Source organism: Paenibacillus sp. GP183 (assembly GCF_900104695.1).
Classification (GTDB): Bacteria; Bacillota; Bacilli; order Paenibacillales; family NBRC-103111; genus Paenibacillus_AI.
In genome coordinates this window covers 487,912-512,589 of the sequence record NZ_FNSW01000001.1, presented here as the reverse complement: position 1 = coordinate 512,589, position 24,678 = coordinate 487,912, and the positions used below count along the sequence as shown (strand labels likewise).

General features: G+C 45.5%; 27 protein-coding genes. 1 reads left to right on the top strand and 26 read right to left on the bottom strand.

All coding sequences use genetic code 11. From position 1 onward, the window contains the following. Window positions 1-4: 4 nt before the first annotated feature. From BLV33_RS02565 to BLV33_RS02450, 24 genes are all read right to left on the bottom strand, one after another. Window positions 5-490 (bottom strand): flagellar basal body-associated FliL family protein, encoded by a 486-nt coding sequence (locus BLV33_RS02565; protein ID WP_090788007.1) that lies wholly within the window; start codon window positions 488-490, stop codon window positions 5-7. Next, entirely contained in the window at window positions 491-712 is a 222-nt protein-coding gene (locus tag BLV33_RS02560; RefSeq protein WP_090788005.1) for a flagellar FlbD family protein, read from the bottom strand. Between the two features lie 434 nt (window positions 713-1,146). Beyond that, window positions 1,147-1,965, bottom strand: coding sequence for a flagellar basal body rod protein FlgG (flgG, locus tag BLV33_RS02555; RefSeq protein ID WP_090788003.1), 819 nt, complete (start codon window positions 1,963-1,965; stop codon window positions 1,147-1,149). Between the two features lie 85 nt (window positions 1,966-2,050). Next, the gene (locus tag BLV33_RS02550) at window positions 2,051-2,434 is read right to left on the bottom strand and encodes a TIGR02530 family flagellar biosynthesis protein (protein WP_090788001.1); all 384 of its coding nucleotides are present in this window, start codon (window positions 2,432-2,434) and stop codon (window positions 2,051-2,053) included. Further along, on the bottom strand, window positions 2,435-2,869 hold the full coding sequence (locus BLV33_RS02545; protein ID WP_090787999.1) for a flagellar hook capping FlgD N-terminal domain-containing protein: 435 nt from the start codon (window positions 2,867-2,869) through the stop codon (window positions 2,435-2,437). A gap of 40 nt (window positions 2,870-2,909) precedes the next feature. After that, window positions 2,910-4,388: a flagellar hook-length control protein FliK gene (locus BLV33_RS02540; protein ID WP_171908984.1), complete on the bottom strand. Its 1,479-nt coding sequence runs from the start codon at window positions 4,386-4,388 to the stop codon at window positions 2,910-2,912. 31 nt (window positions 4,389-4,419) lie between these two features. Continuing rightward, window positions 4,420-5,343, bottom strand: coding sequence for a MotE family protein (locus BLV33_RS02535; protein WP_090787997.1), 924 nt, complete (start codon window positions 5,341-5,343; stop codon window positions 4,420-4,422). Window positions 5,344-5,383: 40 nt separating this feature from the next. Next, window positions 5,384-5,824 carry a flagellar export protein FliJ gene (fliJ, locus tag BLV33_RS02530; protein WP_090787995.1) on the bottom strand — a complete coding sequence of 147 codons (441 nt, stop codon included), beginning with the start codon at window positions 5,822-5,824 and terminating at the stop codon, window positions 5,384-5,386. 11 nt (window positions 5,825-5,835) lie between these two features. Then, entirely contained in the window at window positions 5,836-7,161 is a 1,326-nt protein-coding gene (gene fliI / locus BLV33_RS02525; protein WP_090787993.1) for a flagellar protein export ATPase FliI, read from the bottom strand. Then, on the bottom strand, window positions 7,158-7,997 hold the full coding sequence (locus BLV33_RS02520; protein ID WP_090787991.1) for a FliH/SctL family protein: 840 nt from the start codon (window positions 7,995-7,997) through the stop codon (window positions 7,158-7,160). Before BLV33_RS02520 ends, fliI begins: the two co-directional genes overlap by 4 nt. Beyond that, window positions 7,990-9,006: a flagellar motor switch protein FliG gene (gene fliG / locus BLV33_RS02515; protein ID WP_090787989.1), complete on the bottom strand. Its 1,017-nt coding sequence runs from the start codon at window positions 9,004-9,006 to the stop codon at window positions 7,990-7,992. Before fliG ends, BLV33_RS02520 begins: the two co-directional genes overlap by 8 nt. Window positions 9,007-9,018: 12 nt before the next feature. Beyond that, entirely contained in the window at window positions 9,019-10,596 is a 1,578-nt protein-coding gene (fliF, locus tag BLV33_RS02510) for a flagellar basal-body MS-ring/collar protein FliF (protein WP_090787987.1), read from the bottom strand. 36 nt (window positions 10,597-10,632) lie between these two features. Beyond that, a complete protein-coding gene (gene fliE, locus BLV33_RS02505; protein WP_090787985.1) occupies window positions 10,633-10,941 on the bottom strand; it encodes a flagellar hook-basal body complex protein FliE in 309 nt (102 codons plus the stop codon). A gap of 17 nt (window positions 10,942-10,958) precedes the next feature. Further along, on the bottom strand, window positions 10,959-11,408 hold the full coding sequence (flgC, locus tag BLV33_RS02500; RefSeq protein ID WP_090787983.1) for a flagellar basal body rod protein FlgC: 450 nt from the start codon (window positions 11,406-11,408) through the stop codon (window positions 10,959-10,961). A gap of 3 nt (window positions 11,409-11,411) precedes the next feature. After that, window positions 11,412-11,825: a flagellar basal body rod protein FlgB gene (flgB, locus tag BLV33_RS02495; RefSeq protein ID WP_090787981.1), complete on the bottom strand. Its 414-nt coding sequence runs from the start codon at window positions 11,823-11,825 to the stop codon at window positions 11,412-11,414. A 256-nt stretch (window positions 11,826-12,081) separates the two neighbouring features. Beyond that, window positions 12,082-12,867 (bottom strand): GTP-sensing pleiotropic transcriptional regulator CodY, encoded by a 786-nt coding sequence (codY, locus tag BLV33_RS02490; protein ID WP_090787979.1) that lies wholly within the window; start codon window positions 12,865-12,867, stop codon window positions 12,082-12,084. 28 nt (window positions 12,868-12,895) lie between these two features. Further along, complete coding sequence (gene hslU, locus BLV33_RS02485; protein WP_090787977.1) at window positions 12,896-14,290, bottom strand: ATP-dependent protease ATPase subunit HslU; 1,395 nt, start codon at window positions 14,288-14,290, stop codon at window positions 12,896-12,898. An 86-nt stretch (window positions 14,291-14,376) separates the two neighbouring features. Then, entirely contained in the window at window positions 14,377-14,922 is a 546-nt protein-coding gene (gene hslV, locus BLV33_RS02480) for an ATP-dependent protease subunit HslV (protein ID WP_090787975.1), read from the bottom strand. Between the two features lie 198 nt (window positions 14,923-15,120). Beyond that, window positions 15,121-16,440, bottom strand: a complete 1,320-nt coding sequence (gene trmFO / locus BLV33_RS02475) for an FADH(2)-oxidizing methylenetetrahydrofolate--tRNA-(uracil(54)-C(5))-methyltransferase TrmFO (protein WP_090787973.1) — start codon at window positions 16,438-16,440, stop codon at window positions 15,121-15,123. Window positions 16,441-16,461: 21 nt separating this feature from the next. Further along, on the bottom strand, window positions 16,462-18,555 hold the full coding sequence (gene topA / locus BLV33_RS02470; protein WP_090787971.1) for a type I DNA topoisomerase: 2,094 nt from the start codon (window positions 18,553-18,555) through the stop codon (window positions 16,462-16,464). A gap of 37 nt (window positions 18,556-18,592) precedes the next feature. Continuing rightward, a complete protein-coding gene (dprA, locus tag BLV33_RS02465; RefSeq protein ID WP_090787969.1) occupies window positions 18,593-19,687 on the bottom strand; it encodes a DNA-processing protein DprA in 1,095 nt (364 codons plus the stop codon). Window positions 19,688-19,804: 117 nt separating this feature from the next. Then, on the bottom strand, window positions 19,805-20,737 hold the full coding sequence (gene sucD, locus BLV33_RS02460; protein WP_090787967.1) for a succinate--CoA ligase subunit alpha: 933 nt from the start codon (window positions 20,735-20,737) through the stop codon (window positions 19,805-19,807). Window positions 20,738-20,763: 26 nt separating this feature from the next. Continuing rightward, window positions 20,764-21,924 (bottom strand): ADP-forming succinate--CoA ligase subunit beta, encoded by a 1,161-nt coding sequence (gene sucC / locus BLV33_RS02455; protein ID WP_090787966.1) that lies wholly within the window; start codon window positions 21,922-21,924, stop codon window positions 20,764-20,766. Between the two features lie 253 nt (window positions 21,925-22,177). Then, a complete protein-coding gene (locus BLV33_RS02450) occupies window positions 22,178-22,438 on the bottom strand; it encodes a hypothetical protein (RefSeq protein ID WP_090787964.1) in 261 nt (86 codons plus the stop codon). 198 nt (window positions 22,439-22,636) lie between these two features. Between BLV33_RS02450 and BLV33_RS02445 the strand changes: the two genes are divergently transcribed. Further along, window positions 22,637-23,332: a magnesium chelatase domain-containing protein gene (locus tag BLV33_RS02445; protein ID WP_090787962.1), complete on the top strand. Its 696-nt coding sequence runs from the start codon at window positions 22,637-22,639 to the stop codon at window positions 23,330-23,332. Between the two features lie 288 nt (window positions 23,333-23,620). Here the strand turns inward: BLV33_RS02445 and BLV33_RS02440 are convergent, their stop codons facing one another. Next, the gene (locus tag BLV33_RS02440) at window positions 23,621-24,010 is read right to left on the bottom strand and encodes a SprT-like domain-containing protein (RefSeq protein ID WP_090787960.1); all 390 of its coding nucleotides are present in this window, start codon (window positions 24,008-24,010) and stop codon (window positions 23,621-23,623) included. A 381-nt stretch (window positions 24,011-24,391) separates the two neighbouring features. After that, window positions 24,392-24,559, bottom strand: a complete 168-nt coding sequence (locus tag BLV33_RS29150) for a hypothetical protein (protein ID WP_171908983.1) — start codon at window positions 24,557-24,559, stop codon at window positions 24,392-24,394. Window positions 24,560-24,678 lie beyond the last annotated feature (119 nt).

Sequence of the window (24,678 nt, the reverse complement as noted above, 5' to 3'; positions counted from 1 at the left end):
GGAACTATTGAAGCACCATATCCGTAATCCATATTTGTCTGATTTTGCCGTCCTGCATCAGGGGATTCAGCTTGTTGAGCAAGGTTGAAGTTAGAAAATCCTGACCTTTGCTGCCTTGAATTTGCTCTGGATTGACATCCGCCAAAATCCGCACAACTGTGCCTTTTACCGTAGATTCAACAAGGTGATCGAATTCCGTTTTGGCTTTTGCATTTTCCATTTCAAAAGCCAGGCTTAGCTTTACAAAGTTTTTATTGCTGGATAAGTTAGTCAAAATATCCTTAATAATAACCGTATTCGCCTGAACCTCAGCTGCTGTCGGAGGTTTGGTAGGCTTCACCTTGCTTGCCGCTGTTTTTGCCGCATCCGCCGGATTTGCAGAGCTGGCGCTTTTGTCCATAAAGTTCCAAAGGACAAAGGCGGCTACTAGAATAAGAGTGATTGCAATCAATATGGAAACGGCCAAAATAAATATCCTGTTCTTAAACACCTACGAGCCCTCCGTATCCATGGACTTAATTGTAGCTCGGATCGAGCCAATTTCTTTCATGTAGGTTTGCACTAAGCTTACCACAGCAGTTCCCTTTTCGAGAACTGTTATCTTCTTGCCTGTTGTCAAAGTAATCATGGTGTCCGGCGTTTCTTCAAGGGTTTCTATCAGAATTGCGTTCACTATAATCGGCTTGCCATTTAAACGAGTGAGAGAGATCATATTCTCCTCCTTAGAGTTTTGCTTTAGCAAAACTGACTTCGTAAGCTTAATCTTGAGTTTTGCTTTAGCAAAACTGACTTCGTAAGCTTAATCTTGAGTTTTGCTTTAGCAAAACTGACTTCGTAAGCTTAATCTTGAGTTTTGCTTTAGCAAAACTGACTTCGTAAGCTTAATCTTGAGTTTTGCTTTAGCAAAACTGACTTCGTAAGCTTAATCTTGAGTTTTGCTTTAGCAAAACTGACTTCGTAAGCTTAATCTTGAGTTTTGCTTTAGCAAAACTGACCTCGTAAGCTTAATCTTGAGTTTTGCTTTAGCAAAACTGACTTCGTAAGCTTAATCTTGAGTGCTTTAGCAAAACTGACTTCGTAAGCTTAATCTAAAATACTAGGGGGAGCGGTTCCTCCCCCATTGGTTATGTGAAGCTTAGCGAACTATTAATGTTTCAAATTAACAACTTCATTGAGAATTTCATCCGAAGTCGTAATGATCCGGGAGTTGGCTTGGAAACCACGCTGCGCAATGATCATCTCGGTAAACTCGCTGGTGAGGTCCACGTTGGACATTTCCAGCTCGCCTGAAATGAGGGTGCCCGTTCCCAGAGTAGCATCACCTGGAGCAGAAAGGGTAATGGCTGAACCATTGTTGGCATTCGGAGTCATGCGGTACAAGTTGCCCCCGATTTTCTCCAAGCCAGCCGGATTCGTTACCTTGACGACGGCAACTTTTTGACCGGTAGGTGCGGATGTTCCATCTTGATTGACCGCAACGATATCACCGTTTTGGGCGATGGAAAATGCCGTGACTGTGTCGGCAAGTGCGATGTTGGCTCCATCTGTACCGAACACATGCAAGCCTTCCGCATTCACCAGGTTGCGGTTGGAGTCCAGGGTAAAGTTGCCTGCTCTGGTCAGATAAGGAGTAGCTCCTTGACCCTCAATACCCACGGCGAAAAATCCATCGCCATTGATTCTTATATCGGTTACTACATTCGTAGTCATTGCGCTGCCTGGTGTATGAACCGTATCAATGGACGCAGTAGCTACGCCAAGTCCAACTTGCTTAGCGTTCACACCTCCGCGGGTGGTGTCCGGAGAACTTACACCGGAAACGGTTTGGCTGAGAATGTCCTTGAACATCACGCGCCCGCCCTTAAAGCCCACTGTGTTTACATTGGAAATATTATTTCCGATAACATCTAATTTTAATTGAAATCCACGCATGCCTGAAACGCCCGAATATAAAGATCTTAACATCTGGTATCCTCCTAATTGTTTTGAAATATGGCAAGCTGCTTCAATCGATCCACAGCTTCAGGCCTCCATTTTCGGGCCAGCCTGACTAAGAAATAACGACCGCACTGTCAATTTTCGTAAACACATTGTCTTTCATTGCGCTGCCATCCATCGCCGTCACTACTGTTCGATTGGGAATGTTCACAATAAGCGCTACGGAGCCCATTAACATTAAAGCATCCTTGGCCCCTTTGGCAGCAGCTTGATCGATGGCCGATCCCAGCTTGGACAGTTGTTCGGGCTGCAATTGAATGCCGCGCTGCTCCAGCCTCGCTTCCGCATGATGGCTGAAACGTACCAATTGATCTTGCAGGATGTTTTGAAAGCTTGGGTTACCGGGTTGTGCCGCAGGTGTCTGTAGGGCTGCGCGTCTTGTTGACGCAGGAGGAACTGCACTCGGATAAAGCTGCCCTATCGATATTCTTTCCATTTACCCTGTACCTCCGATATTGGCAATTTTCGTGAGTTGGCTCACCGTAAGGGCTTCCCCGCCCACATTGATAAATTGGTTGCCATTCTTAAATGTGATCGAATCCACTTTGCCTGTCTTTTCAATGGATATTCCGGTACTATCCTTGCTTAGCCAGGATACCGTTTTGCCGATCAAATCTGAAGATGTGCCGAGCGATTGCCTGAGAAGCTTCATTTCACTGGCCATATTGCTAAGCTGCTCGACGGAAGTAAATTGTGCCATTTGTGCGATAAATTCTTTGTCCTGCAAAGGTTGTGAGGGATCCTGATATTTGAGCTGGGTGATTAAAATTTTCAGGAAGTCGTCTTTGCCTAAAGAATTGCCGCCAGTCTTCTTGCTGACTGGTGTTTTGTTAATCAAAGAATCTACGCTGCCGACAATGGGATCAGCCATATGATCACCTCCCTCTGGATGACTGTTTCGATCATTGCCCTTAAGCAGTTACATCAAATGAGTTGTTATAGGCTGCACTTCTCATCTGAGCCGCGCTTGAGAGCTGTTGAATAAATTCAACATTGTCCAACTCATAGCTTGCAGACGATTTGCTCTTTGTTGGTCTAAAGTTTTGCCCAGTCCACTGACCTTGCCGCTGGTCCTGAAACATACCGGATTGCGTATTCAGGTTTTGCGTGACTTCCAGCTTTTCTACAAGAAGTCCTTGGCTTTGCAGCGATTGCCTAAGCTGTGGAAGCTGACTTTCCAGCATTTGCTTGCCTGCCAATGAGTCTGCCGCAAATTGAGCGGTCAAATGTCCTTCATGCATCGTGATTTTCACATCAACATGTCCCAGATTTTTGGGAAATAAGGAAAGCTTCGCTTCAGATATGCCGTCAGCCAGTGTGATCTTCATGTTTTTCAGCATATGCTCGGTCATGTCCTGGGCAAAGTTAGCCGCGTAAATAGTCTGAGTTGCAGGTTTCACGACAGCTTCTGTTGGCAAAGGTGCCTTTAGCATATCCGTAAACTGCAGGATTGGGCTGTTGCTCGCCGTTGGATCTGCTGTCAGCTGAGGCAGTTGTTCCTGTTTCGTTTCTGTGATCGGCAGCGAATTGTAGCTCGCATTTACCGCATTCTTAGCTGCTAACCATTCAAGCTGTGACTTGACTGGTTGAACGGTAACCACATTGGCTATGCCTTCATCCGATTTGTAGCTCTGCTTTCCGGCATCAGGCTGGCTTGCTGCGAGCGGCCCTGATTGCTTCATTGAAGCCTTGTGAATTGGCAAACCATTGGCAATTGCCTGATTTCCAGCTGCTTCAAAACCGGCAGGGTCTGCTGCGGGGTTTTGGCTTGCCGGAGCAGGATTTAATCCAAGAGCGAGCTGAGGCAGCAAGGGTTCAATCAGCTTTTGCAAATCCTGCGTAATGTGCTGAAGAACTGCGTTATTCGGCTGCTCCTTAAGCATCGATGCAAGGGTCAAAAGTGTATTTTGCGCCTGCAGGTTCTTGGTGTTCAATGCGGATTGCGGAATACCAGCAGCTTTCACAGGGACTGCATCATTACCTGACAGAGCGCCGAGAATTTCTTGCGTCTGCTGAAACCACTGAATCAGATTAGGGTCTTGCAAGAGTTTATTCGCGAGAGCCTCATTGCTGTTCATGGCTTTAAGAAGTATCACAGGAAGTCCGCCAGCAGTCTCACTCTTATTCTGGGTTTGCACGACATTCTGGATCGGCAGAGTTAGGCTTTGGAGCATTTGAATAAGTCCTGCCAACGTCATTGCAGCATCAGTGGGCACCGTAATGCTTTCTTGCTTCATTTGGCCATCGAGCAGCTGTGTGAACGTGAGTCCGCCTTTTGAAGCTGCCTGTGATTTGCCGGATGCATTCACAGCTTGTTGATTAGCAGTACCTGTTGCCGGTGTTGCTGTTGAATTGACTGCAGTTGGAGCCGTCATCATTGAGATATCCATTTTTTCACCTCCCTTCATGGAACCTAACCGTTTATGGGGCAAGTTTCGCCGTTATCGATGCAGCCGTTTCCTTGGACAAATCCGATAGGGCCGTCATCACCTTGGATCTACTTGCGTTATCCATGGAGGTAAAGATAGACAGCACTTTATCTGAATTGGATTTATTCATTTCCAGCAAAATTATGGCTGCATTTTTTGGGATCATATTCGCAAAAGTAAGCGCCAGATCGGATTTGCTGACTTTTTTCGAGGCAGCTGTTTCATTTGCCCCATTAATGGTTAATCTCTCTTGAAGCGCGGCTATCTCCTGATCCTTGACCGGCACAATATCCTTTAAGCCGATTGAAGCTTCAGCTGCTTTTTTCGGATCCATCTTTTCCAAAATGGGTCCCCGGCTGGCGGGTTTCATCATACTGAAAACAAGAACCATTTCTTTCGGTGTAAGGTTTTCCATGATCGGTGCTGCTTTACTCGCTGACATGCTGGCATAGAGGGTGGCTAGCTGGGTAATTTGATTTTTGTATTCTTCATCCGTCTGTGTTTTGGTTTTAAGCTGGTCCATAAGCGCTGTATTCTTAGCCGTAATATCCTTCAGTCCTTGATCCTTTTGCTGAGAGACACTGTCCGATTTTTGCAGGGCAGCCTGAAGCTCCAGCACTTTGGTATTCAGTGCCGCAATCTGATCATCCTTGTTTTGCAAGTTTTGTTGATTGGTTGGTGTTTTTCCTGGAGCTGCGGAAGCATCCGGTTTAACGGCTGGCGCAGGAACAACACTGCCAATGACCGGCATATTGTGCAGCGTTTTTTGAATGCTGCTTTTTATGTCATAACCGAAGACCGAAAGCAGAACTCCAAGCAGCACAGCTGTAAATATGAAAGGTATGGCGAACCAAATTAAAAACCTTTCCATCAAGCTGTAGGAAGAAGATGAGCCTTCTATATGCGTCTCATTCATTTTCTCTTCCCTCCTTCAACATAGTTCAAATATAAAACGGCTAGGATAATCGTTTAAAGCGGTTGGTCGAGATTTCATCCAATACATCCTGCTCTTTACGGCCTGATTCAATTTTATACTGGCTGTAAGCTCTTTCTCTGGCTTTGGTCCAGACCTTCTCGTCAATCACCTTCTCGGAAAGATGCTCCTGCTTTTTGACGACAACATTCTGGGCTAATTGAACTTCTGCATTCTTTTTCAGTATCTGCTGATTCAGATGGTTCAAATAATTTTGATAGACGAGCATTTGAGAAATCGTTGTGGCGCTTTCGGAAACATCAGCAAGCTGTTCGGACAGCTCCAGTTTTTGCTCCGAGAGGTCATACAAGCTTGACTCTTCCGTACGAAGCCGATCTAAGGCTTCTGATAAAATCCATTCAGCCTGCGTTTTTTCATTATTCTTAAGATTGACGATTTGTTGAAAAGAGTACTTAAACTTCATTCAACTGCGCCTCATTTCTGATAAAATTCTTGAATTAAACGTTCGTGAGCTTCCTCAAAGGTCAGCTTTTCCGTGATTCTTTGCTTGGTATAATCCCAAATGGCTTGAATATATTGCATAGCCAGATCAATCTGCGGATTGGATCCTCGCTGGTACGCCCCAATATTGATGAGATCTTCCGAATCTTTATATATAGACAGCATCCGCTTGAGCGTTTCCGCTGCTTCGGAGTGCTCATCCGAAACAATTTCCTTCATCACACGGCTTACACTGGACAGCACATCGATGGCCGGGTAATGTCCTTTATTCGCCAAACTTCGATCAAGTACGATATGACCATCCAGAATCCCTCTCACTGCATCAGCTATAGGCTCATTCATATCATCGCCATCGACCAATACCGTGTAAAAAGCAGTTATAGAGCCTTTTGGTCCTGTGCCCGATCTTTCCAGCAGTCTGGGCAGCATCGCAAATACGGACGGGGTGTAGCCTCGAGTAGCTGGCGGTTCGCCAACGGCAAGGCCAACCTCTCTTTGCGCCATGGCAAAGCGTGTTACAGAATCCATCATCAGCATCACATTAAGTCCGCGATCCCGAAAATATTCGGCAATGCTCGTTGCGATCATGGCACCTTTGATCCTGACAAGTGCAGGCTGGTCTGATGTAGCTACAATGACGACCGATCGTGCCAAACCCTCGGGGCCGAGATCCCTTTCGATAAAATCGAGCACTTCGCGTCCGCGTTCACCGATAAGGGCGATCACATTCACATCTGCGGAGGTATTGCGGGCGATCATGCCCATCAATGTGCTCTTTCCTACTCCGGAACCGGCGAAGATGCCCACCCGTTGACCTTTGCCTATGGTCAGAAGTCCATCTATGCAGCGGACACCTACACTGATCGGGGTAAGCACTCGCGGTCGGGATAGCGGATTGCCGGGAGCGCTGTTGGTTGAATAATGCGGCATCCTTGACGGCAGGAAGGAACCATCGAGCGGCTGACCGAGACCATCCAGAACTTTACCTAACAGCTCATGCCCTACTTGAACCGTTAATGGCTTGCCTGTTCCAACAACATCGCAGCCTGGGCCAATGGAATCCAGTGTACCCAGCGGCATCAACACTACTTTATTGCTGCGAAATCCTACGACTTCTGCCTTTAGGGGTTTACTTGATTTCAATGGATAGATGTAACATAAATCACCAATGCTGACATCCGGCCCTTCAGATTCAACTGTTAAACCGATGACCTGTGTTACTTTTCCATTGACCCGAATAGGATCAATCTGCGCCAAATGTTCTTTATATTTTTCAGCTTGCTGCAGGATACTGCTCATGACGTCTCACCTTCATGGTTTATCGCTATTTGCTGCAGAGCTGATTTGATTTCCTTGAGCTGTGTATCAATACGCGCATCGACGCTGCCAAATGAAGAACGTATCACACAGCCATGATCAAGCACTGTGGAATCCGGAATGATCTCAAGCTCAGCTTGGGAATCAATCGCCGTCAACAGCTCTTCACGAGCGTCCTGTAGGTATCCAAAATGTCCGGGCGCTACACATAAAGTAATCGTTCCTTTTTCCCGTCTTCTGGCAAGAACCTTTTGGATGAGTTCAATAACCCACTCCGGGGACATTGTCAATTGTCGAGTAATGACTTTTTCAGCGATCGAAGTGCTCATCTCGATTAAGAAAGGCTCGGACTCCTGAATGATTTGCTGCTTGAGCGTATAAGATTGCTCCAGGATCGATCTTGCTTCATGAAGCATTTCCTCATAATCAAGTCTAAGCTGCGCTTCGACTTGCTGTAGTCCCGCCTGGTAGCCCTCGTCAAATCCGGATTGTTTAGCTTGTTGAACGATTTCTTCATCCAAGCTGCGTCTTTCCTGCCACCATTGATCGATTTGCGCGTTAGCCTGTTCCCGCATGATCTCACATTCCTGCAGGGTCTTCTGGATTTGTTCATTTGCATATTCTTCAGCATCTTGAAGAATCTGATCCTTCATAGCCTTCGCGTGGTGCAGCTCTTGACGTTGCTCCTGAGTTAGATGGCCTAAAGGATCATCTTGATTCATTAGGCCGCCTTGCAAAATGTGAAGCGGTGTAATGGACTCTACCAGCTTCTTATCGTCTAAGGCTACATAACCGAATGGCTTTATGACATTAGACAATAATATCATCTCCTCCACCACGAGCAATGATGATTTCGCCTGCTTCTTCCAGACGACGAATCGTAGCAACGATTCGGGTTTGAGCTTCCTCTACATCACGCAAGCGAACTGGGCCCATAAATTCCATTTCTTCCCGGAAGGTTTCTGCCATACGTTTGGACATATTCTTGAAGATCGCTTCACGAACTTCCTCACTTGCAACCTTAAGTGCGAGCTGCAGATCGGCATTCTCGATATCACGGATAATCCGTTGAATGGAGCGATTGTCGACATTGACGATGTCTTCAAAAACAAACATCCGTTTTTTGATCTCTTCAGCAAGCTCGGGATCCTGAATTTCCAGCGAATCGAGAATCGTTCTTTCCGTTCCTCGGTCAACCCCGTTCAATATCTGCACGATGGCAGAAATACCGCCTGCATTCGTATAATCCTGAGTAACTGTCGATGACAGCTTTTGTTCAAGCACGCGCTCCACTTGGCTGATTACCTCTGGCGAGGTGCTGTCCATGAGAGCGATTCTCTTGGCTACATCAGCCTGCTTCTCTTGAGGCAAGGAAGAAAGAATAATGGAAGCCTGCTCGGATTGTAAATAGGAAAGGACAAGAGCGATCGTTTGTGAGTTTTCATTCTGGATAAAGTTCAAGATTTGAGCAGGGTCCGCTTTTCTGGCAAAATCGAATGGCCTGACCTGAAGTGTGGCCGTTAAGCGATTGATCACATCAAGCGCTTTTTGGTTCCCCAAGGCTTTCTCCAAAATATCCTTGGCATAGGCGATACCGCCTTGAGAGATAAACTCCTGAGCCAAACAGATTTGGTGAAATTCCGAGAGGATGGACTCTTTGTCGATAGAATCGACTTTTCTGACATTTGCAATTTCCAACGTTAATTGCTCAATTTCTTCTTCACGCAAATGCTTGAAGATTTGAGCGGATACTTCAGGTCCTAGACTAATCAAAAGAATGGCTGCCTTTTGACGACCGGATAATCCCTGCTGTGCTGCTCTAGCCACGCATTTGCACCTCTATTCGTCTACTAACCAGGTACGCAGCAAGTTGACGAAATCCTCCGGCCTTTTTTTCGCTAGAGTTTCCAACTGTATGCGCACTTGATTTTCGTTAGATATATTCTCGATATCGATCGTCGGCAGCTCGACTTTGGCAGGCAGGGCCATTTCGGCCTCCAGCTGCTGTGCTCTTCTGCGCCTCATTAGCATGAACACGACGATACCGCCTATCGCTAATGCTGCAAGCGCCAAAGCACCGTAAGTCACGTAGGTTTGAGTTGTTGTCGTATTCGCGTCTGTTGGTCGGACAAAAGAATGTGCGAAAACTGTAACCTTTTTAGTCAAATCTGCGTCAGTATAAACAATTTTATTATCTGCCAGTGAGGCTCTAACAATATTGACCAGAGCATCCTGAACGGCTGTTTTTGTTTCTGCGGTCAATGAAGTGGGATCATCCTTGATTGGAGGCTCGATTCCCACGTTGATGCTGAGGTCTTTGACCACATAAGGAGAAGCGATTATATCGTTCTTGATATGGTTGACTTCCGAATTCACGGTTTTGCTGGTTTCTTCAGATGATGACTTGCCCGAGCCGGAGCTTCCAGGATATCCAGGAACATCTGTCGTTCCCGTCCCCGGAACACCGCTAGTCGCTGAACCACTATCGCTTGTATACAACTTGGATGCTTGTTGAAGCGAAATCTCCAAACCCTTTTGATCCACTTGATTCGGCGCAGTAACTAAATTCTCCGTGGATCTCTTTTGATCGAAATTCATCGTGGAGAACACACTGACAATAACCTTATCCTTGCCCAGTATGGTACCAAGCAGGTTGGTAATATTGTTCTGCAAGTCTTTTCTAAATTGATTATTTATCTCAAACTGACTGGAAACCAAACTGCTTGAACTGTTTCCGCTTATTCTCGACGAGCTTAGATTCTCTCCGTATTGATTGGAGATTGTAATATTTTCAAGCGGCAAATTTTTCACGCTATGTGAAACCAGGTTATAAATGGTATCTACCTTTGCTTGATCCAGCTTGTAGCCTTGCTTAATCTGCAGAACTACGGATGCGGTAGCCTTCTCTTCTTCAGGCTTCAGAAAAGCTCTGGCTTCAGGCAATGAAATGAGTACTTTGGAGCTGCTGATCGCTTCATTGGAGTTGATCAATTGCTGCAGTTCACCTTGTACGGCATCCGCGTATTTGACTCTAAACTCATTGTCTGTCATTCCAAATGAGCTGTTCCCCCGGAATGCTGCAAATCCAAGCGAACCATTCTTGTTTAACCCTTGTGATTCTACATTTATTTTTACATTCGCAACTTGATTGGTCGGAACTTCAATGCTCTTGCCGTCTGCGCTCAAGTGATAAGGAATTTTGGCTGTATCCAGGTAACCTTTAATGGCAGCCGCGTCACTGGGCTGAAGATCGGTAAAAGCAAGTGAATACTGCGTCTTGGACATGTTATAGCTGATGATGCTCACACTAAGAACCAACAAAACTACGATGGCTATGAATGTGATTTTTTGTGTCTTGCTGTATCTATTCCAATATTGTTTCATTTGATTCCAATACTGGAGTACGGTCTCGTTCACTGTTCCACCTCATCAGGCCAATTTCACATCAAATCTCTATAGTTGCGTCCTCATGACTTCCTGGTAAGCCTCAACAATCTTGTTTCTGACCTGCACCGTCAACTCCAAGCCCAAAGTCGCTTTTTCAGATGCAATCGTTAATTGATGGACATCAGAAAGCTCGCCCTTGATAAAGCTTTGGTTCAATTGATCCACTGTCGCCTGCTGAGTATTCAAGCTGTTGATGGCCTCATTCAAAAAAGCACCAAACTGCTTGCCAAGATCATTTGCTCCTGGTTCAGCTGCATTGGCGGGCTGTGAAGCCTTGATGAAACTGACAGGATTGCTGCTAATTTTGTCTATCAAATTAATCCCCCATTCGATTATCTACCGATTTCCAAAGCTTTCGAGATCATGGCTTTCGATGCGTTTAATGCTGTCACATTCGCTTCATAAGAGCGGGTTGCCGAAATCATATCGACCATTTCCTTGAGCACATCCACGTTTGGCATCATCACAAATCCATTCGCATCCGCATCGGGATGGGTTGGGTTATAGACTTGCTTGAGCGGTGATGAATCATCCATAATTTTACTTACTCTTACACCCTCACCCGAGCCGTCGGCCATTGCCGATTTCAACGTTTGTGCAAAGTTAGGCTGTGATTTGGTCTCCAGCGTGACAAGCTTGCGTGTGTAGGGCACCCATTTGCCGTTGACCAGCTTGGCCCGGGTCGTGTCGGCATTGGCGATGTTAGCTGAAATCACATCCATCCTAAGCCGCTGAGCAGTCAATGCGGACGAGCTGATATCAAATCCATTCGTGAGTCTCATCGATTATGCTCGACCTCCAATTGCCGTATGTAATTGTTTGAATTCTGTATTCATTTGTTGAACGAGAACATTGTACTTCAATTGATTCTTGGCCATTAATGACATCTCATAATCCATATCAACATTGTTCAAATTGTTGTTGATCGTGGAATTCTGATCAGTTCTGATTTCCGGAGTTGCACCTAATTTTGAATTTCCTATTAAAAAATGCCGGGGGTCTGTCCGATAACCTATTATAGAGGGTGTCGAAACGGACATTTCATTCTGCAAAATCTCCTCAAATGCGACATCGGACCGCTTGAAATACGGAGTATCCACATTGGCGATGTTGTTTGCTATCACTTTTTGTCGAAGAGTAGAAGCATCCAGAGAGCGCTCCATGAGATTAAAGCCCGGTTTATTCAACAAAAAATGCATTTTTACCCACCTTTAAGAGAAAATTTTCCTTTTCCGTATCTTATTCCACACCTGAGATTAATAATCCTCCTAAGTTCGACAAAATTTTATTGAATCTTGATAGTTCACGCTCAATAAATTGGATAATTTTGTGATTTTTCAGGTATCATGTCATAATTTCTATCTTGAAAGAAAATGAAACAACTTACAATGAGAAAAAAGCCCTATCTTTTTAAAAGATAGGGCTTTATTTGAAAGTTTCGGATCATTGCAAATATTACAGCTTTGTCTTCAATTGCTCAATTCCCTGAATTAATTGATCATTCAGGATGCGAATATAAGTGCCTTTCATTCCGAGTGAGCGTGTTTCAATAACCCCGGCGCTTTCAAGCTTGCGGAGTGCGTTCACGATGACAGACCGGGTAATACCCACCCGGTCGGCAATTTTGCTGGCAACCAGCAAGCCTTCCTTGCCTTCCAGCTCTTCAAAGATGTGTTCTACGGCCTCAATCTCACTGAATGACAATGAGCCGACCGCCACCTGGACGACAGCCTTGCCACGGGCCTCCACCTCGATCTCCTCAGCACGTTCGCGAAGGATTTCCATAGCTATAACCGTGGAACCATATTCAGCCAAAATCAGATCGTCATCAACAAACGGAGCATTGTTGCGGGTAAGAATCAACGTACCTAGCCGTTCACCACCGCCAATGATCGGAACAATGGTCATATAATTGTATTCAAATACAGATTTCATCTGATCGGTAAAATAATGGTAAGGGCTGCTTTGATCTAGATTGGAGGTCGTTTCTGCAACTTTCATCAGATGGCTGTTGAATTCATCTGGAAACCTCCGCTCCTTCAAAATCGCGCGGTTTAATTCAGAGGATACGATCTCACTCGTGATGGCGTATCCGAGAATTTTGCCTTTGCGGCTGACCACATAAATATTCGCATTGACCGTATCCTTCAGTACCTCTGTCATATCCATAAAACTTACCGCATTGCCTGCTTCTTTTTGCAGCAGACGGTTCAGTCTTCTAGTCTTGTTTAATAAACTCATTCCTTGGCCTCCCAGATTTCCAATACCTTTATAAAATGTACTGACTTAGATCGCGGTTTTGCACGATTTCACTCAGTTTCTCTCTGACATACTCGGGGTTAATGACAAATTGATCCAAAGTTAACTCCGGAGCTTCGAAAGAAAGATCCTCCAATAATTTTTCCAAAATGGTGTGAAGCCTTCTGGCTCCGATATTCTCGGTATTCTGATTGACTTCAACGGCAATCTGGGCAATCTCCATAATGGCTTCATCCGAGAATTCAACATGAATGCCTTCTGTTTGAAGCAAAGCTGTATACTGCTTGGTTAAGGCATTTTTGGGTTCCTTCAAGATCAGAACAAAATCCTCCAGAGTCAGGTTGCTCAGTTCCACCCGAATAGGGAAACGGCCCTGCAGCTCGGGAATCAGATCAGATGGTTTCGATATGTGAAAAGCACCGGCAGCAATAAAGAGGACAAAATCGGTCTTGATGGGTCCATATTTAGTGACGATAGTGGAGCCTTCCACGATCGGAAGAATATCCCTCTGCACGCCCTCGCGTGAAACATCGGGCCCACCACCTCGGCTGCTGCCGGCTATTTTGTCGATTTCATCAATAAAAATGATACCGGACTGCTCGGCGCGGTTTACCGATTCCTGGATAACCTCATCCATATCAATGAGCCGCTGTGCTTCTTCCTGGATAAGGACTTTGCGGGCTTCCTTAATCATTAGCTTGCGCTTCTTCGTACGTTTCGGCATCAAACTGCCCAGCATTTCCTGCATATTCATACCCATCTGCTCATTACCCTGGCCGCTGAGCATATCGAGCATCGAATTAGAATTATCCTCCACTTCGATTTCAATAATATCCTGCTCCAATTCTCCTGCCGCCAGCCGTTCGCTGACTTTCTCCCGTTTCGCAGCGATGTTCGGGTCCGGAGCGACCTCTTCGGCCTCTTGCTGGTTCTGTCCGCCGAAAATCATTTCAAGCGGATTCCGCTGAGCTTTGGAACGGCTCGGGACAGGTACCAGCAGATGAACAATGCGCTCATTCGCCATCTGTTCCGCTTTGTCTTTCACGATCTCCGTCCTCTCCGCCTTCACCATGCGTATCGAAGTTTCAACGAGATCTCGCACCATCGATTCGACATCACGCCCTACATAGCCGACCTCCGTGAACTTCGTCGCTTCCACTTTGACGAAAGGCGCGCCTACCAGCTTTGCCAATCTTCGGGCAATTTCCGTTTTACCGACACCGGTCGGCCCGATCATGAGAATGTTCTTGGGAACGATTTCGTCGCGAATCGACTCATCGAGCAGGCTTCTTCGATATCGATTGCGCAGAGCGATGGCAACCGATTTTTTGGCCTTTTTCTGTCCGACAATATAGCGATCAAGCTCCTGGACGATTTGTTTGGGAGTAAGGGCGTTTTTGTTCATGGGTTTACCCTCCTTAAAGTTTTGCTTTAGCAAAACTTGCATCGTAAGCATAGGCTGAGTTGCAAAACTACAACGTTAGCCGTATACTACTCAATTTCTTCTACAATTATGTTGTGATTGGTGAAAACGCAGATGTCTGCAGCGGTTTCCAGAGATGCTTTGGCTATATCTTTAGCCGTCAGATGCGAGGCATGGCGGTGCAAGGCACGGCCAGCCGCCAGAGCGAAGCTTCCGCCCGATCCAATCGCCAGCATCCCGTCATCGGGCTCAATAATTTCTCCGTTGCCTGAAATCAAAAGCAGCCCTGCAGCATCCATCACGATCATCATAGCTTCCAGTCTGCGGAGCACCCGATCCTGTCGCCAATCTTTGGCGAGTTCGACGGCTGCTCTCTGCAAATTGCCGTGATGCTCCTCCAGCTTACCTTCAAATTTCTCAAATAAGGTAATGGCATCGGCCACTGAACCCGCAAATCCGGCAATGACCTTACCGCGGTACAGCCGTCTTACTTTTTTTGCGCTGCCCTTCATGATCATACTGTTGCCGAAGGTTACTTGCCCATCTCCCGCGATGGCGCCTTTTCCCTGGTGGCGAATCGCAAAAATTGTAGTGGCATGAAACGTTGCGTCCATTGGTCCACCTCTTCTTAAACCATAATATGACAACTATTTTTCTTCTTAAAGACGTAAAAAGAACGCAGCGCGGAGAACCTCTCAGGTGATTACCTGTTGTTCTCCTGCTCGTTCAACTTCTAAACCAAATGGACAAAACCATGTTTTAAGCAAAATTTATCCTATCTATCGTAACACAGGCCAGCTTTTACTTACAAGTTATATATTGTGTAATTCTTGTGAAAAATTTTCAATTCGTTCAAGCGCCCGATTCGCCAGCATTTCATATTTGAGCTTCTTGTTGCGAATCTTTTCGCCCAAGGGAGGAAACAACCCGAAGTTAGCATTCATAGGCTGAAAATGTTTGAAATCAGCGGTTGTGATATAAGCCGCCATGCTTCCAAGAGCAGTCTCCTGAGGCAAATTAAGCATGTCCTTGCCTTGTGCAAAACGGCCGGCATTCAGACCCGCTATCAGTCCGGAAGCAGCAGATTCGACATAACCCTCTACACCTGTCATTTGTCCGGCAAAAAATAAATCGGCTCTCCGTTTAAATTGATACGTAGATTTCAGCAGCTGCGGAGAGTTGATAAATGTATTGCGATGCATAACTCCATATCGCACAAACTCTGCATGCTCCAGTCCCGGAATCAAGGATAGAACACGCTTTTGTTCGCCCCATTTCAAATGAGTTTGGAAGCCCACAAGGTTGTATAGGGTTCCAGCTGCATTATCCTGACGAAGCTGAACGACAGCATGAGGCATCTTCCCGGTATGAGGGTTAATCAAGCCTACAGGCTTCATCGGACCGAACAGCACCGTTTGTTGGCCGCGCTTAGCCATTACCTCGATCGGCATACAGCCTTCAAAGTAAATCTCCTTCTCGAATTCCTTAAGCTCCGCCACTTCCGCCGAAATCAGCGCATCATAGAAATTCTGGAATTCTTCCTCCGTCATGGGACAGTTCAAATAAGCGGCTTCACCTTTATCATAACGGGAAGCTAAATATACCTTATCCATATCGATGGAATCTTTCTCAATAATGGGAGCTGCCGCATCATAGAAGTACAAATATTCCTCTCCCATGAGCTGTTTGAGCTCCTCCGAAAGCGCTGGAGAAGTAAGCGGACCTGTGGCGACCAGAGTTATACCTTCAGGTAGACTTCCAACTTCTTCGTTGCGCACTTCAATTAGTGGATGATTGCGAAGTGTAGAAGTAATCTCTCCTGAGAAACCGTCACGATCTACAGCTAGCGCTCCACCTGCGGGAACAGCATGCTTGTCGGCAGCAGCGAGAATCAGGGAATTCATAAGTCTCATTTCCTGCTTGAGCACACCAACTGCATTGGTCAACCCATTGGCTCTAAGCGAATTGCTGCAAACAAGTTCGGCGAATTTATCCGTAATATGGGCAGGTGTTCGGCGAACAGGCCGCATCTCATATAAAGTGACCGGGACACCCTGATTGGCGATTTGCCAGGCAGCTTCACTCCCGGCCAATCCGGCTCCGATGACTGTAACTTTTTGAATATCCGGCAAATGCTTTACACCTCTAATCTTTTAATTCTCATCATTAGGCTCTTCTTTTTCTTCTTTAAAATCACACTGCACACATTGAATGATGATGCCGTTTTTATTTCTTTTCTCTACGAGCAGAGAACCGCATTCGGGACATGGCTTATCGACCGGCTTATCCCAGGATACGAAATCGCAGGCAGGATAACGATCACAGCCGAAGAAGATTCTCCCTTTCTTGCTTCTGCGCTCCACGATCTTCCCTTCCTTGCAGGTAGGGCAGGTTACGCCGATATCCTTAACGATGGGTTTTGTATTGCGGCAGTCCGGAAATCCGGAGCAGGCAAGGAATTTGCCAAAACGGCCCATTTTATAAACCAAATGCTTCCCGCACTTTTCACAAATTTCATCCGAAACTTCGTCTTGAATTTCAATTTCTTTCATTTCTTCCTCGGCGAATTCAAGCCGTTTTTCGAAAGAAGTATAGAAGGTATCCAGAACCTTGACCCAGTCCTCTTTCCCCTCTTCGACGAAATCAAGCTCCTCTTCCATATGCGCCGTGAATTCCACGTCAAGAATCTCCGGGAAAAATTCAGTCATTAGCTGAATAACCAGCTCTCCCAGCTCGGTTGGAATAAACTTCTTCTCGTCTATCGCGACATAACCGCGCTTCTGTATCGTTTCAAGGGTAGGTGCATAGGTGCTGGGGCGGCCAATACCCATCTCTTCAAGCGCACGTACCAAACGGGCTTCTGTGTACCTTGGAGGCGGTTGAGTGAAGTGCTGCTTGGGCTCGATGCTTTCCTTCTTAAGCTTATCGCCTTGTGTAAGCGGCGGAAGCAGTTTATCTTCTTCGGTCGTACCGTCATCATTACTTTCTACATAAACCTTCATGAAGCCTTGGAACTTCATTTTGGAACCATTTGCCCTAAACAGGGTATCGCCAGCAGTTAAATCAACGGTCATGGTATCAAGTACAGCCGAAGACATTTGACTCGCAACAAAACGGTCCCACACCAGCTTGTATAACCGAAACTGATCTTTGCTGAGAAATTCCTTAACCATTTCCGGTGCACGCAGAACCGACGTTGGTCGTATCCCTTCATGCGCGTCTTGTGCATTGGCGTTTTTCTTCGTATAGACACGAGGCGTTTCCGGATAAAAGGCTGCGCCAAATTTGCCAATAATGTACTCTTTGGCTTCTTCTTGGGCAATAGGAGATATCCGGGTGGAATCCGTACGCATATAGGTGATCAAACCGACGGTTCCCTCTTTGCCGAGATCAATTCCTTCATATAATTGCTGGGCTACCGACATCGTTTTGGAAGCGCGGAAATTCAATTTTCTGGCCGCTTCCTGCTGCAGGGAGCTAGTGATAAATGGCGGAGACGGATTGCGCTGACGTTCCTTCTCTTTAATCTCTTGAACGATAAAATCAGCATTGCCCATAGCATCCATGACTTGCTTGACGGCATCTTCGGAATGCAGCTCTCTCTTCTCGCCCTTCATGCTGTGGTACTTTGCTTCAAAGCTGGATTTTCCCGCGGCGAGCAAAACCGAAATGGACCAGTACTCTTCCGGATCGAAAGCGTTAATTTCATTTTCGCGATCCATAATCAGTTTAACCGCTACAGATTGAACTCGGCCTGCAGACAGGCCTTTTTTCACTTTTTTCCATAACAAGGGACTTATTTTATAGCCTACAAGGCGGTCAAGAATCCTTCTCGCTTGCTGTGCATTAACCAGATCCTGATTGATCTTTCTGGGTGTCTTGAATGCATCTTTCACTGCATCCTTGGTGATTTCATTAAATACAACACGGCAAGCCTCATCTGAATCTACATCCAAATAATGAGCAAGATGCCAGGCGATCGCTTCCCCTTCGCGATCCGGGTCAGCTGCGAGATAGATTCTTTTTACTTTTTTGCTGGCATCTTTAAGTTCCTTGAGAATGGTTCCTTTACCCCGAATAGTAATATACTTGGGCTCAAAATTATTATCTACCTCAACACCGATTTGGCTCTTGGGAAGGTCACGAATATGACCCATCGAGGCTTTTACAATAAATTTGGATCCCAAGTATTTACCTATGGTTTTGGCTTTTGCGGGTGACTCCACAATGACTAGAGAATCTGCCATAGTCGTCCCTCCTCTCCTCATGAATTGCATCTATTTTTTATGTCTTCATATAAATGGAGCCTGGAAGCTGGATGATCGCTTTTTTCAAAAGTAAGGATAACAGAACTGAATGCAAATGTCCAAACGTATATTGGCTCTGCTCCAGAAGATCATCAATCGAGAATGGCTCAATCGACAAAATCTTTATAATTTCGAGTTCATCTTGTGTGAGTTCGTGAGCAGAATGAGATTGCTGCAAAGCTGCCGCTTCTTTCTTCTTGACCAAATGCGGATACTCCTCAATGATATCCTCGACAGAGGTGATCATTTTGGCCGCTCCCTCCTTTATTAATGAAAGAACACCAACACTTTTGGGTGAAGTGATCGCTCCTGGAACCGCAAAAACATCTCTGGATTCCTCAAGCGCCGCCGCGGCAGTTATAAGTGAACCACTGTCTTGAGCCGCTTCTACAACGACAACTCCCAAGGACAAGCCCGCAATAATACGATTGCGCAAGGGGAACATTCCTGGATGTGTTTGCATCCCAATCGGGTATTCGGAAAGAATAAGGCCTTGCTGCTCGATTTGCCGGTACAACGCTCCATTCTCCGGCGGATAAATTCGATCTATCGCGCAACCAAGCACGGCTATCGTCTTCGCCTTGCCTTGCAAAGCTCCTTGATGCGCAGCGCTGTCAATTCCTCTGGCCAATCCGCTTACAACGCCAAAGCCGAGTCGTGAAAGTGAGAGTGCCATATCTTCAGCAATCTTTTTCCCATATGCAGTCGGAGTCCGGGTACCAACCATACCCAAAAGAGGTTGATTGCATAATTCTAAATGACCTTTGTAATAGAGCACCCATGGCGGCTGGGCAGTTTCTTTGAGTATAGCGGGATATTCCGGATCCAGCAGCGTAAGGATGCGGATGCCCAGCTTCTCATATTGCATCAGCTTTTGCTCCACAAATGATGGCGTGAGGGTGGAGGTTATCTCTTCAACCTGCTTGGATTGCAAATGCAAGCCTGCGAGGCTTTCCGCAGTTAACGTGAGAATATCCTTAGGCTCCATAAACCGGTTCATTAGCTTTAAAATCGTTTTCCAGCCGATTCCCGCAAGCTCATGAAGGCCAATCAGTATCATGCGATTATCCATTAGTATATACACTCCTTACCAATCTGACAAATTATTGAATCTGTATTAAAAAAAGAAAAACCTTTCAAATCCCCCTGCGGAGGAAATGAAAGGTTGCTTACCTTACATAAACAGCTCTTATTTTTTAGTGATACATTTGTCTAAAATGCCTTTGGCTTCAAGTGCTGCCACGAGTGTGGAGCCCATCTCGGATGGAGTAGCCGCAACGCGGATACCGCAAGCTTCGAGAGTTGCTATTTTCTCAGCAGCCGTGCCTTTGCCGCCGGAAATGATGGCGCCGGCATGTCCCATTCTTTTGCCTGGAGGCGCCGTTTTACCGCCGATAAAGCCGACTACCGGCTTAGTCATATTGGCTTTCACCCACTCAGCAGCTTCTTCTTCTGCCGTACCGCCGATTTCACCGATCATGATCACAGCATATGTATCCGGATCATCGTTAAACATGCGAAGAATATCGATAAATTCGGATCCCTTGACCGGATCGCCGCCAATCCCTACTGCAGAGGATTGACCAATTCCGCGAGTAGTCAGCTGATGAACGGCTTCATAGGTGAGTGTTCCGGAACGGGATACAACGCCTACGTGACCAGGAGTATGAATGTACCCCGGCATAATACCGATTTTACACTCACCCGGTGTTATAACGCCAGGACAGTTTGGTCCGATAAGGATTGTTCTTTTGCCTTCCATATAACGGCTTACGTTAATCATATCGATAACCGGGATTCCCTCTGTGATACATATGACGAGATCGAGATCCGCGTCTACCGCTTCCATGATCGCATCCGCTGCAAAAGGTGGAGCTACATAAATAACGGAAGCATTCGCACCGGTAGCCTTCTTCGCATCATTGACTGTATTAAATACAGGAAGCTGAACGGATTCGCCGTTTTCCAATGTAATATCAACTTTCGTTCCGCCTTTACCAGGAGTAACCCCGCCGACCATTTGCGTGCCGTAATCAAGGCCGCCTTTGGTATGAAACAGGCCAGTGGCGCCGGTAATCCCTTGAGTAATGACTTTTGTATGTTTGTTGACCAAAATACTCATGATCTATGTTCACATCCCCTGTATTTTTACTTGACCAATGCTACGATTTTTTGCGCCCCATCCGCCATGGAGTCGGCCGAAACAATATTTAATCCCGATTCATTGAGGATTTTTTTGCCGAGTTCAACATTAGTGCCTTCCAAACGGACAACCAGCGGCAGCGAAAGCCCGACTTGTCTGGATGCCTCAACGACACCGTTGGCGATAACGTCACAGCGCATGATGCCCCCGAAGATGTTTACAAAAATACCTTTAACCTGCTTGTCGGAAAGAATAATTTTGAACGCTTCCGTTACTTTTTCAGTAGTAGCACCGCCCCCTACATCAAGGAAGTTAGCCGGATCGCCGCCATAATGTTTGATGATATCCATGGTGGACATCGCAAGTCCTGCGCCATTGACCAAACAACCGATGTTGCCGTCAAGCGCGATATAGCTAAGATCATATTTGGAAGCTTGAATTTCCTTATCATCTTCTTCCGTAAGGTCGCGAAGCTCCACGATATCTTTATGGCGATAAAGCGCGTTGGAATCAAAATTCAATTTGGCGTCAAGCGCCATAACATCTCCGCCGCCAGTAACAACAAGCGGATTAATTTCCGCGATGGAGCAATCTTTTTCAATAAATGCTTTGTATAGAGCCGTCATGAATTTAATCGCTTTATTCACAAGCTCGTTTGGAATGTTAATCGCATAAGCAAGTCTGCGTGCTTGGAAAACCTGTAAGCCTACAGCCGGATCCACAATTTCCTTGAAAATTTTCTCGGGAGAATGCTCGGCAACCTCTTCGATCTCCGTTCCACCCTCTTCGGATGCCATCATAACGACGCGTCCTGTACCACGATCTACGACGATACCGATGTAATATTCTTTTTTGATGTCACAGCCTTCTTCAATTAAAAGACGCTTGACTTCTTTACCTTCGGGACCGGTTTGGTGAGTGACCAGCACTTTACCGAGTATTTGCTCAGCATATGTACGAACTTCATCAAGGTTTTTGGCGACCTTCACACCACCTGCTTTACCCCGTCCTCCAGCATGAATTTGGGCCTTAACAACAACTACGGAAGTTCCCAGCTCTTTAGCTGCTTGTACCGCTTCTTCAACAGTGAAAGCCACTTTACCATTAGGAACGCTGACTCCGTACTGCCTTAGGACTTCTTTGCCTTGATACTCATGGATATTCATTTCCTAGAAACCTCCTATCAGGATAAACTCACTATAGTACAAAAGCACCATACAACATTCCGGCTTTTGCATAAAACTCAGGTTTTTTGACAAGCCTCATCTATTGTAACACTTTTCGCATTCGGTTTCCTCTTTTTTTTAAGGAGTACAATGAGAATTTTCCTTTCACCTTGAAAAACAATAACTATCAGGGACCCATAAAAAAAAGCACACTTTTTGGCGAGAAAAATGTGCAGGCAGAGATTATAACTGCTTACTGATAAACGGCAGACGGGGTTGAGCCAGGCCGAGGCTCCCGCTGGGCTTGCTTGATAAAGCGCATTTCATTGCCGATAAAACTGCAAACCTGACATTGGATCATGGGCTCAGGCTCTACGATTAAACTCGGGTCTTTATATTCTGTAACGCTTCCGGACAAAGCATCCTTCATGATGGATTGCGAATAGCTGGTGATGATTCTGAATTTAACGCGATTCGACCGACAGTCCGGACAAAAATAGGGAATTTCCTGCATGATGATCACCTCAACAGCAGTATGGTCAATTTTCGGTTTTTATATCCAGTGAAGAAGGAATTTGGCGGATCTTGTAGAAAGTTTAATACAAAATCAATTATTAGGTTAATGAGGAAGCACCTTTTACCTGTAGAAGCCCGGCACGACGGTCAGCTAGATGATCGACTGCCGAATCTAAGGAAAGAAGGTGTTTTTAATATGTATGGAAAAGTAAAAAGCGCATGCCTCCTCGGGATTGAAGGTCAAATTATTGACGTGGAGGTTGATATTTCCAGCGGGCTTCCACAGATCAATTTAGTTGGTTTGCCTGACTCCGCCATTCGTGAATCGGTGGAAAGAGTCAGGGCCGCAATTAAAAACTGCGGGTATCAATTCCCCATGGATCGGATCACAGTCAACCTGGCTCCGGCAGATTTGCGCAAGGAAGGCTCATCCTTCGATTTGGCCATTGCCGTGGGGATCCTTATTACGAGCGGACAAGTATGTATCGACAAGCTGGAGCGCACCTTAATGCTCGGTGAGTTAGCGTTGGACGGATCTCTTCGCCCTATTCCAGGCATTTTGTCCATGGTGCATGCGGCGAGACAGGTTGGAATTCAGCAATTTATTGTACCGCGTCAAAATGCGCCAGAAGCTTGTCTTGTTAAGGATATTGCGGTGTCGGGAATTACTCATTTATCGGATTTAAGCAGGCTCGAAGAGATGAGAATTGTCGAAAATCATATATTTAATGAGGTTAATATTAAACATTATAAACTTTCGGAGAGAGAAGATTACGCGGACGTAAGCGGTCAGCATCAAGTAAAGAGAGCCTTAATGATCGCTGCTGCGGGTTTGCATAATTTTCTAACCTTGTGTAACATTATCACGGTGCCATTTCCAACGTGTTTATAGGTGATAACAAAAAAAACCGCATTTATAGAAACGCGGTCACCTTTTCCTAATTGAACTATCGTTCCCCGTTTAGTTTAGTAAGGGTCGTGTTTCAATAGAAAATCTTGATCCTAACTCACCCTGTGACTTCATTCAATTCACTTACGAATGATTCAACTGATCTATAAAACAAAAACGAAAGTGCTTGATTTTTGTTTTCCAGATAAAGAGGACCAAGAATTCTTTGGTCCTCTTTTAGTTGTATCTGGAAAGGGGGTGAATTTCGCGTAGCAACTTATGTTATAACATTCACTTCCCCCTGGTCTTACGCACGCTTTTATAGCTTAAGCCTGCTGAAGTTGAATTAATTCGCTTTAGTTCTCCTTCAAAAAACCTTGATCCGTCTGATAATTGTTTTTGCATAATGAAGCATGCATAATGGCAGACTTCATGTTTCATCAAGTCAATTATCTCGGTTATATATAAATTTCTGATAGAATAACCACTAATTTCAATTCGAAGTGGCGTTTTTTTGTTATATATGAATCGTCCATAGGTCGACCGTTTTAATCTCGGATTAATAATTACCGGTATATTGAAATCAAGCCCCCAATACTTCATCGCGATATCCCTTGCAAGATTTGTGAGCCCTTCTACCTCTCTGGTACTAAGTTTTAGTTTTATTGTTGTATCGTTCATTTCACATCCCTCCTTTAACAAGATTCATAAAATTATTCAACTATATACATCCTTCCATTTTATACCACTTTAACGACCTTTCCTCCATTATTATGAAGTTTTCGGTGGTCGACCGAGTGGTTTCGATTTTCTCAGGTTTTCAAGCTCTGCTCGTAATTCTTTGGCTTCCTGTCGATACTCATCGATTCGTTTTTTGTGCCTTATTTTCGCTGGTATTACGCTGGTCAACCAACGATTTCAGTTGCGCCGTTAGCTCATCCCGATATTTTGAAATCTCAGCTTGGGCAGCTTCACGCACCTTTTGGATTTCGGTGTTAAGTTCGAGCTCATTGTCAGCTTGAAGGCGCTGCATAAGAATTTCAGCGTCTTTTTTTTGTTCTTTTATATCACAGATCCTTTGCGAATGTTGTTGGATTTATCGAGCCGTGCGAGATGTTCCAGGTACTCTTTCTTGGTTGGGTAACCAGATCTTTCAAATAGCTCGTGAAAAAGATTGCATACCTCTTGCGAAGCCTTTGCTCCCCACACTGGATCCGGGTCTTTTGCCAAATGATCAACTCCTTAAGATTAACCAAACTTCAAAAAATGGAAACGCTGATAATATCAGCGTTTCCATTTTGCAGGAATATTATACATGGTTAACTTTTGATAGCTTTATTTTGATGACT

What these genes read in the sequence shown, in the direction of transcription:
- BLV33_RS02560 (WP_090788005.1), bottom strand. Translation starts at nt 712, where the DNA reads ATGATCTCTCTCACTCGTTTAAATGGCAAGCCGATTATAGTGAACGCA.
- flgG (WP_090788003.1), bottom strand. Translation starts at nt 1,965, where the DNA reads ATGTTAAGATCTTTATATTCGGGCGTTTCAGGCATGCGTGGATTTCAA.
- BLV33_RS02550 (WP_090788001.1), bottom strand. Translation starts at nt 2,434, where the DNA reads ATGGAAAGAATATCGATAGGGCAGCTTTATCCGAGTGCAGTTCCTCCT.
- BLV33_RS02545 (WP_090787999.1), bottom strand. Translation starts at nt 2,869, where the DNA reads ATGGCTGATCCCATTGTCGGCAGCGTAGATTCTTTGATTAACAAAACA.
- BLV33_RS02540 (WP_171908984.1), bottom strand. Translation starts at nt 4,388, where the DNA reads ATGGATATCTCAATGATGACGGCTCCAACTGCAGTCAATTCAACAGCA.
- BLV33_RS02535 (WP_090787997.1), bottom strand. Translation starts at nt 5,343, where the DNA reads ATGAATGAGACGCATATAGAAGGCTCATCTTCTTCCTACAGCTTGATG.
- fliJ (WP_090787995.1), bottom strand. Translation starts at nt 5,824, where the DNA reads ATGAAGTTTAAGTACTCTTTTCAACAAATCGTCAATCTTAAGAATAAT.
- fliI (WP_090787993.1), bottom strand. Translation starts at nt 7,161, where the DNA reads ATGAGCAGTATCCTGCAGCAAGCTGAAAAATATAAAGAACATTTGGCG.
- flgC (WP_090787983.1), bottom strand. Translation starts at nt 11,408, where the DNA reads ATGAGACTCACGAATGGATTTGATATCAGCTCGTCCGCATTGACTGCT.
- flgB (WP_090787981.1), bottom strand. Translation starts at nt 11,825, where the DNA reads ATGCATTTTTTGTTGAATAAACCGGGCTTTAATCTCATGGAGCGCTCT.
- codY (WP_090787979.1), bottom strand. Translation starts at nt 12,867, where the DNA reads ATGAGTTTATTAAACAAGACTAGAAGACTGAACCGTCTGCTGCAAAAA.
- hslU (WP_090787977.1), bottom strand. Translation starts at nt 14,290, where the DNA reads ATGAACAAAAACGCCCTTACTCCCAAACAAATCGTCCAGGAGCTTGAT.
- hslV (WP_090787975.1), bottom strand. Translation starts at nt 14,922, where the DNA reads ATGGACGCAACGTTTCATGCCACTACAATTTTTGCGATTCGCCACCAG.
- topA (WP_090787971.1), bottom strand. Translation starts at nt 18,555, where the DNA reads ATGGCAGATTCTCTAGTCATTGTGGAGTCACCCGCAAAAGCCAAAACC.
- dprA (WP_090787969.1), bottom strand. Translation starts at nt 19,687, where the DNA reads ATGGATAATCGCATGATACTGATTGGCCTTCATGAGCTTGCGGGAATC.
- sucD (WP_090787967.1), bottom strand. Translation starts at nt 20,737, where the DNA reads ATGAGTATTTTGGTCAACAAACATACAAAAGTCATTACTCAAGGGATT.
- sucC (WP_090787966.1), bottom strand. Translation starts at nt 21,924, where the DNA reads ATGAATATCCATGAGTATCAAGGCAAAGAAGTCCTAAGGCAGTACGGA.
- BLV33_RS02450 (WP_090787964.1), bottom strand. Translation starts at nt 22,438, where the DNA reads ATGCAGGAAATTCCCTATTTTTGTCCGGACTGTCGGTCGAATCGCGTT.
- BLV33_RS02445 (WP_090787962.1), top strand. Translation starts at nt 22,637, where the DNA reads ATGTATGGAAAAGTAAAAAGCGCATGCCTCCTCGGGATTGAAGGTCAA.
- BLV33_RS02440 (WP_090787960.1), bottom strand. Translation starts at nt 24,010, where the DNA reads ATGAACGATACAACAATAAAACTAAAACTTAGTACCAGAGAGGTAGAA.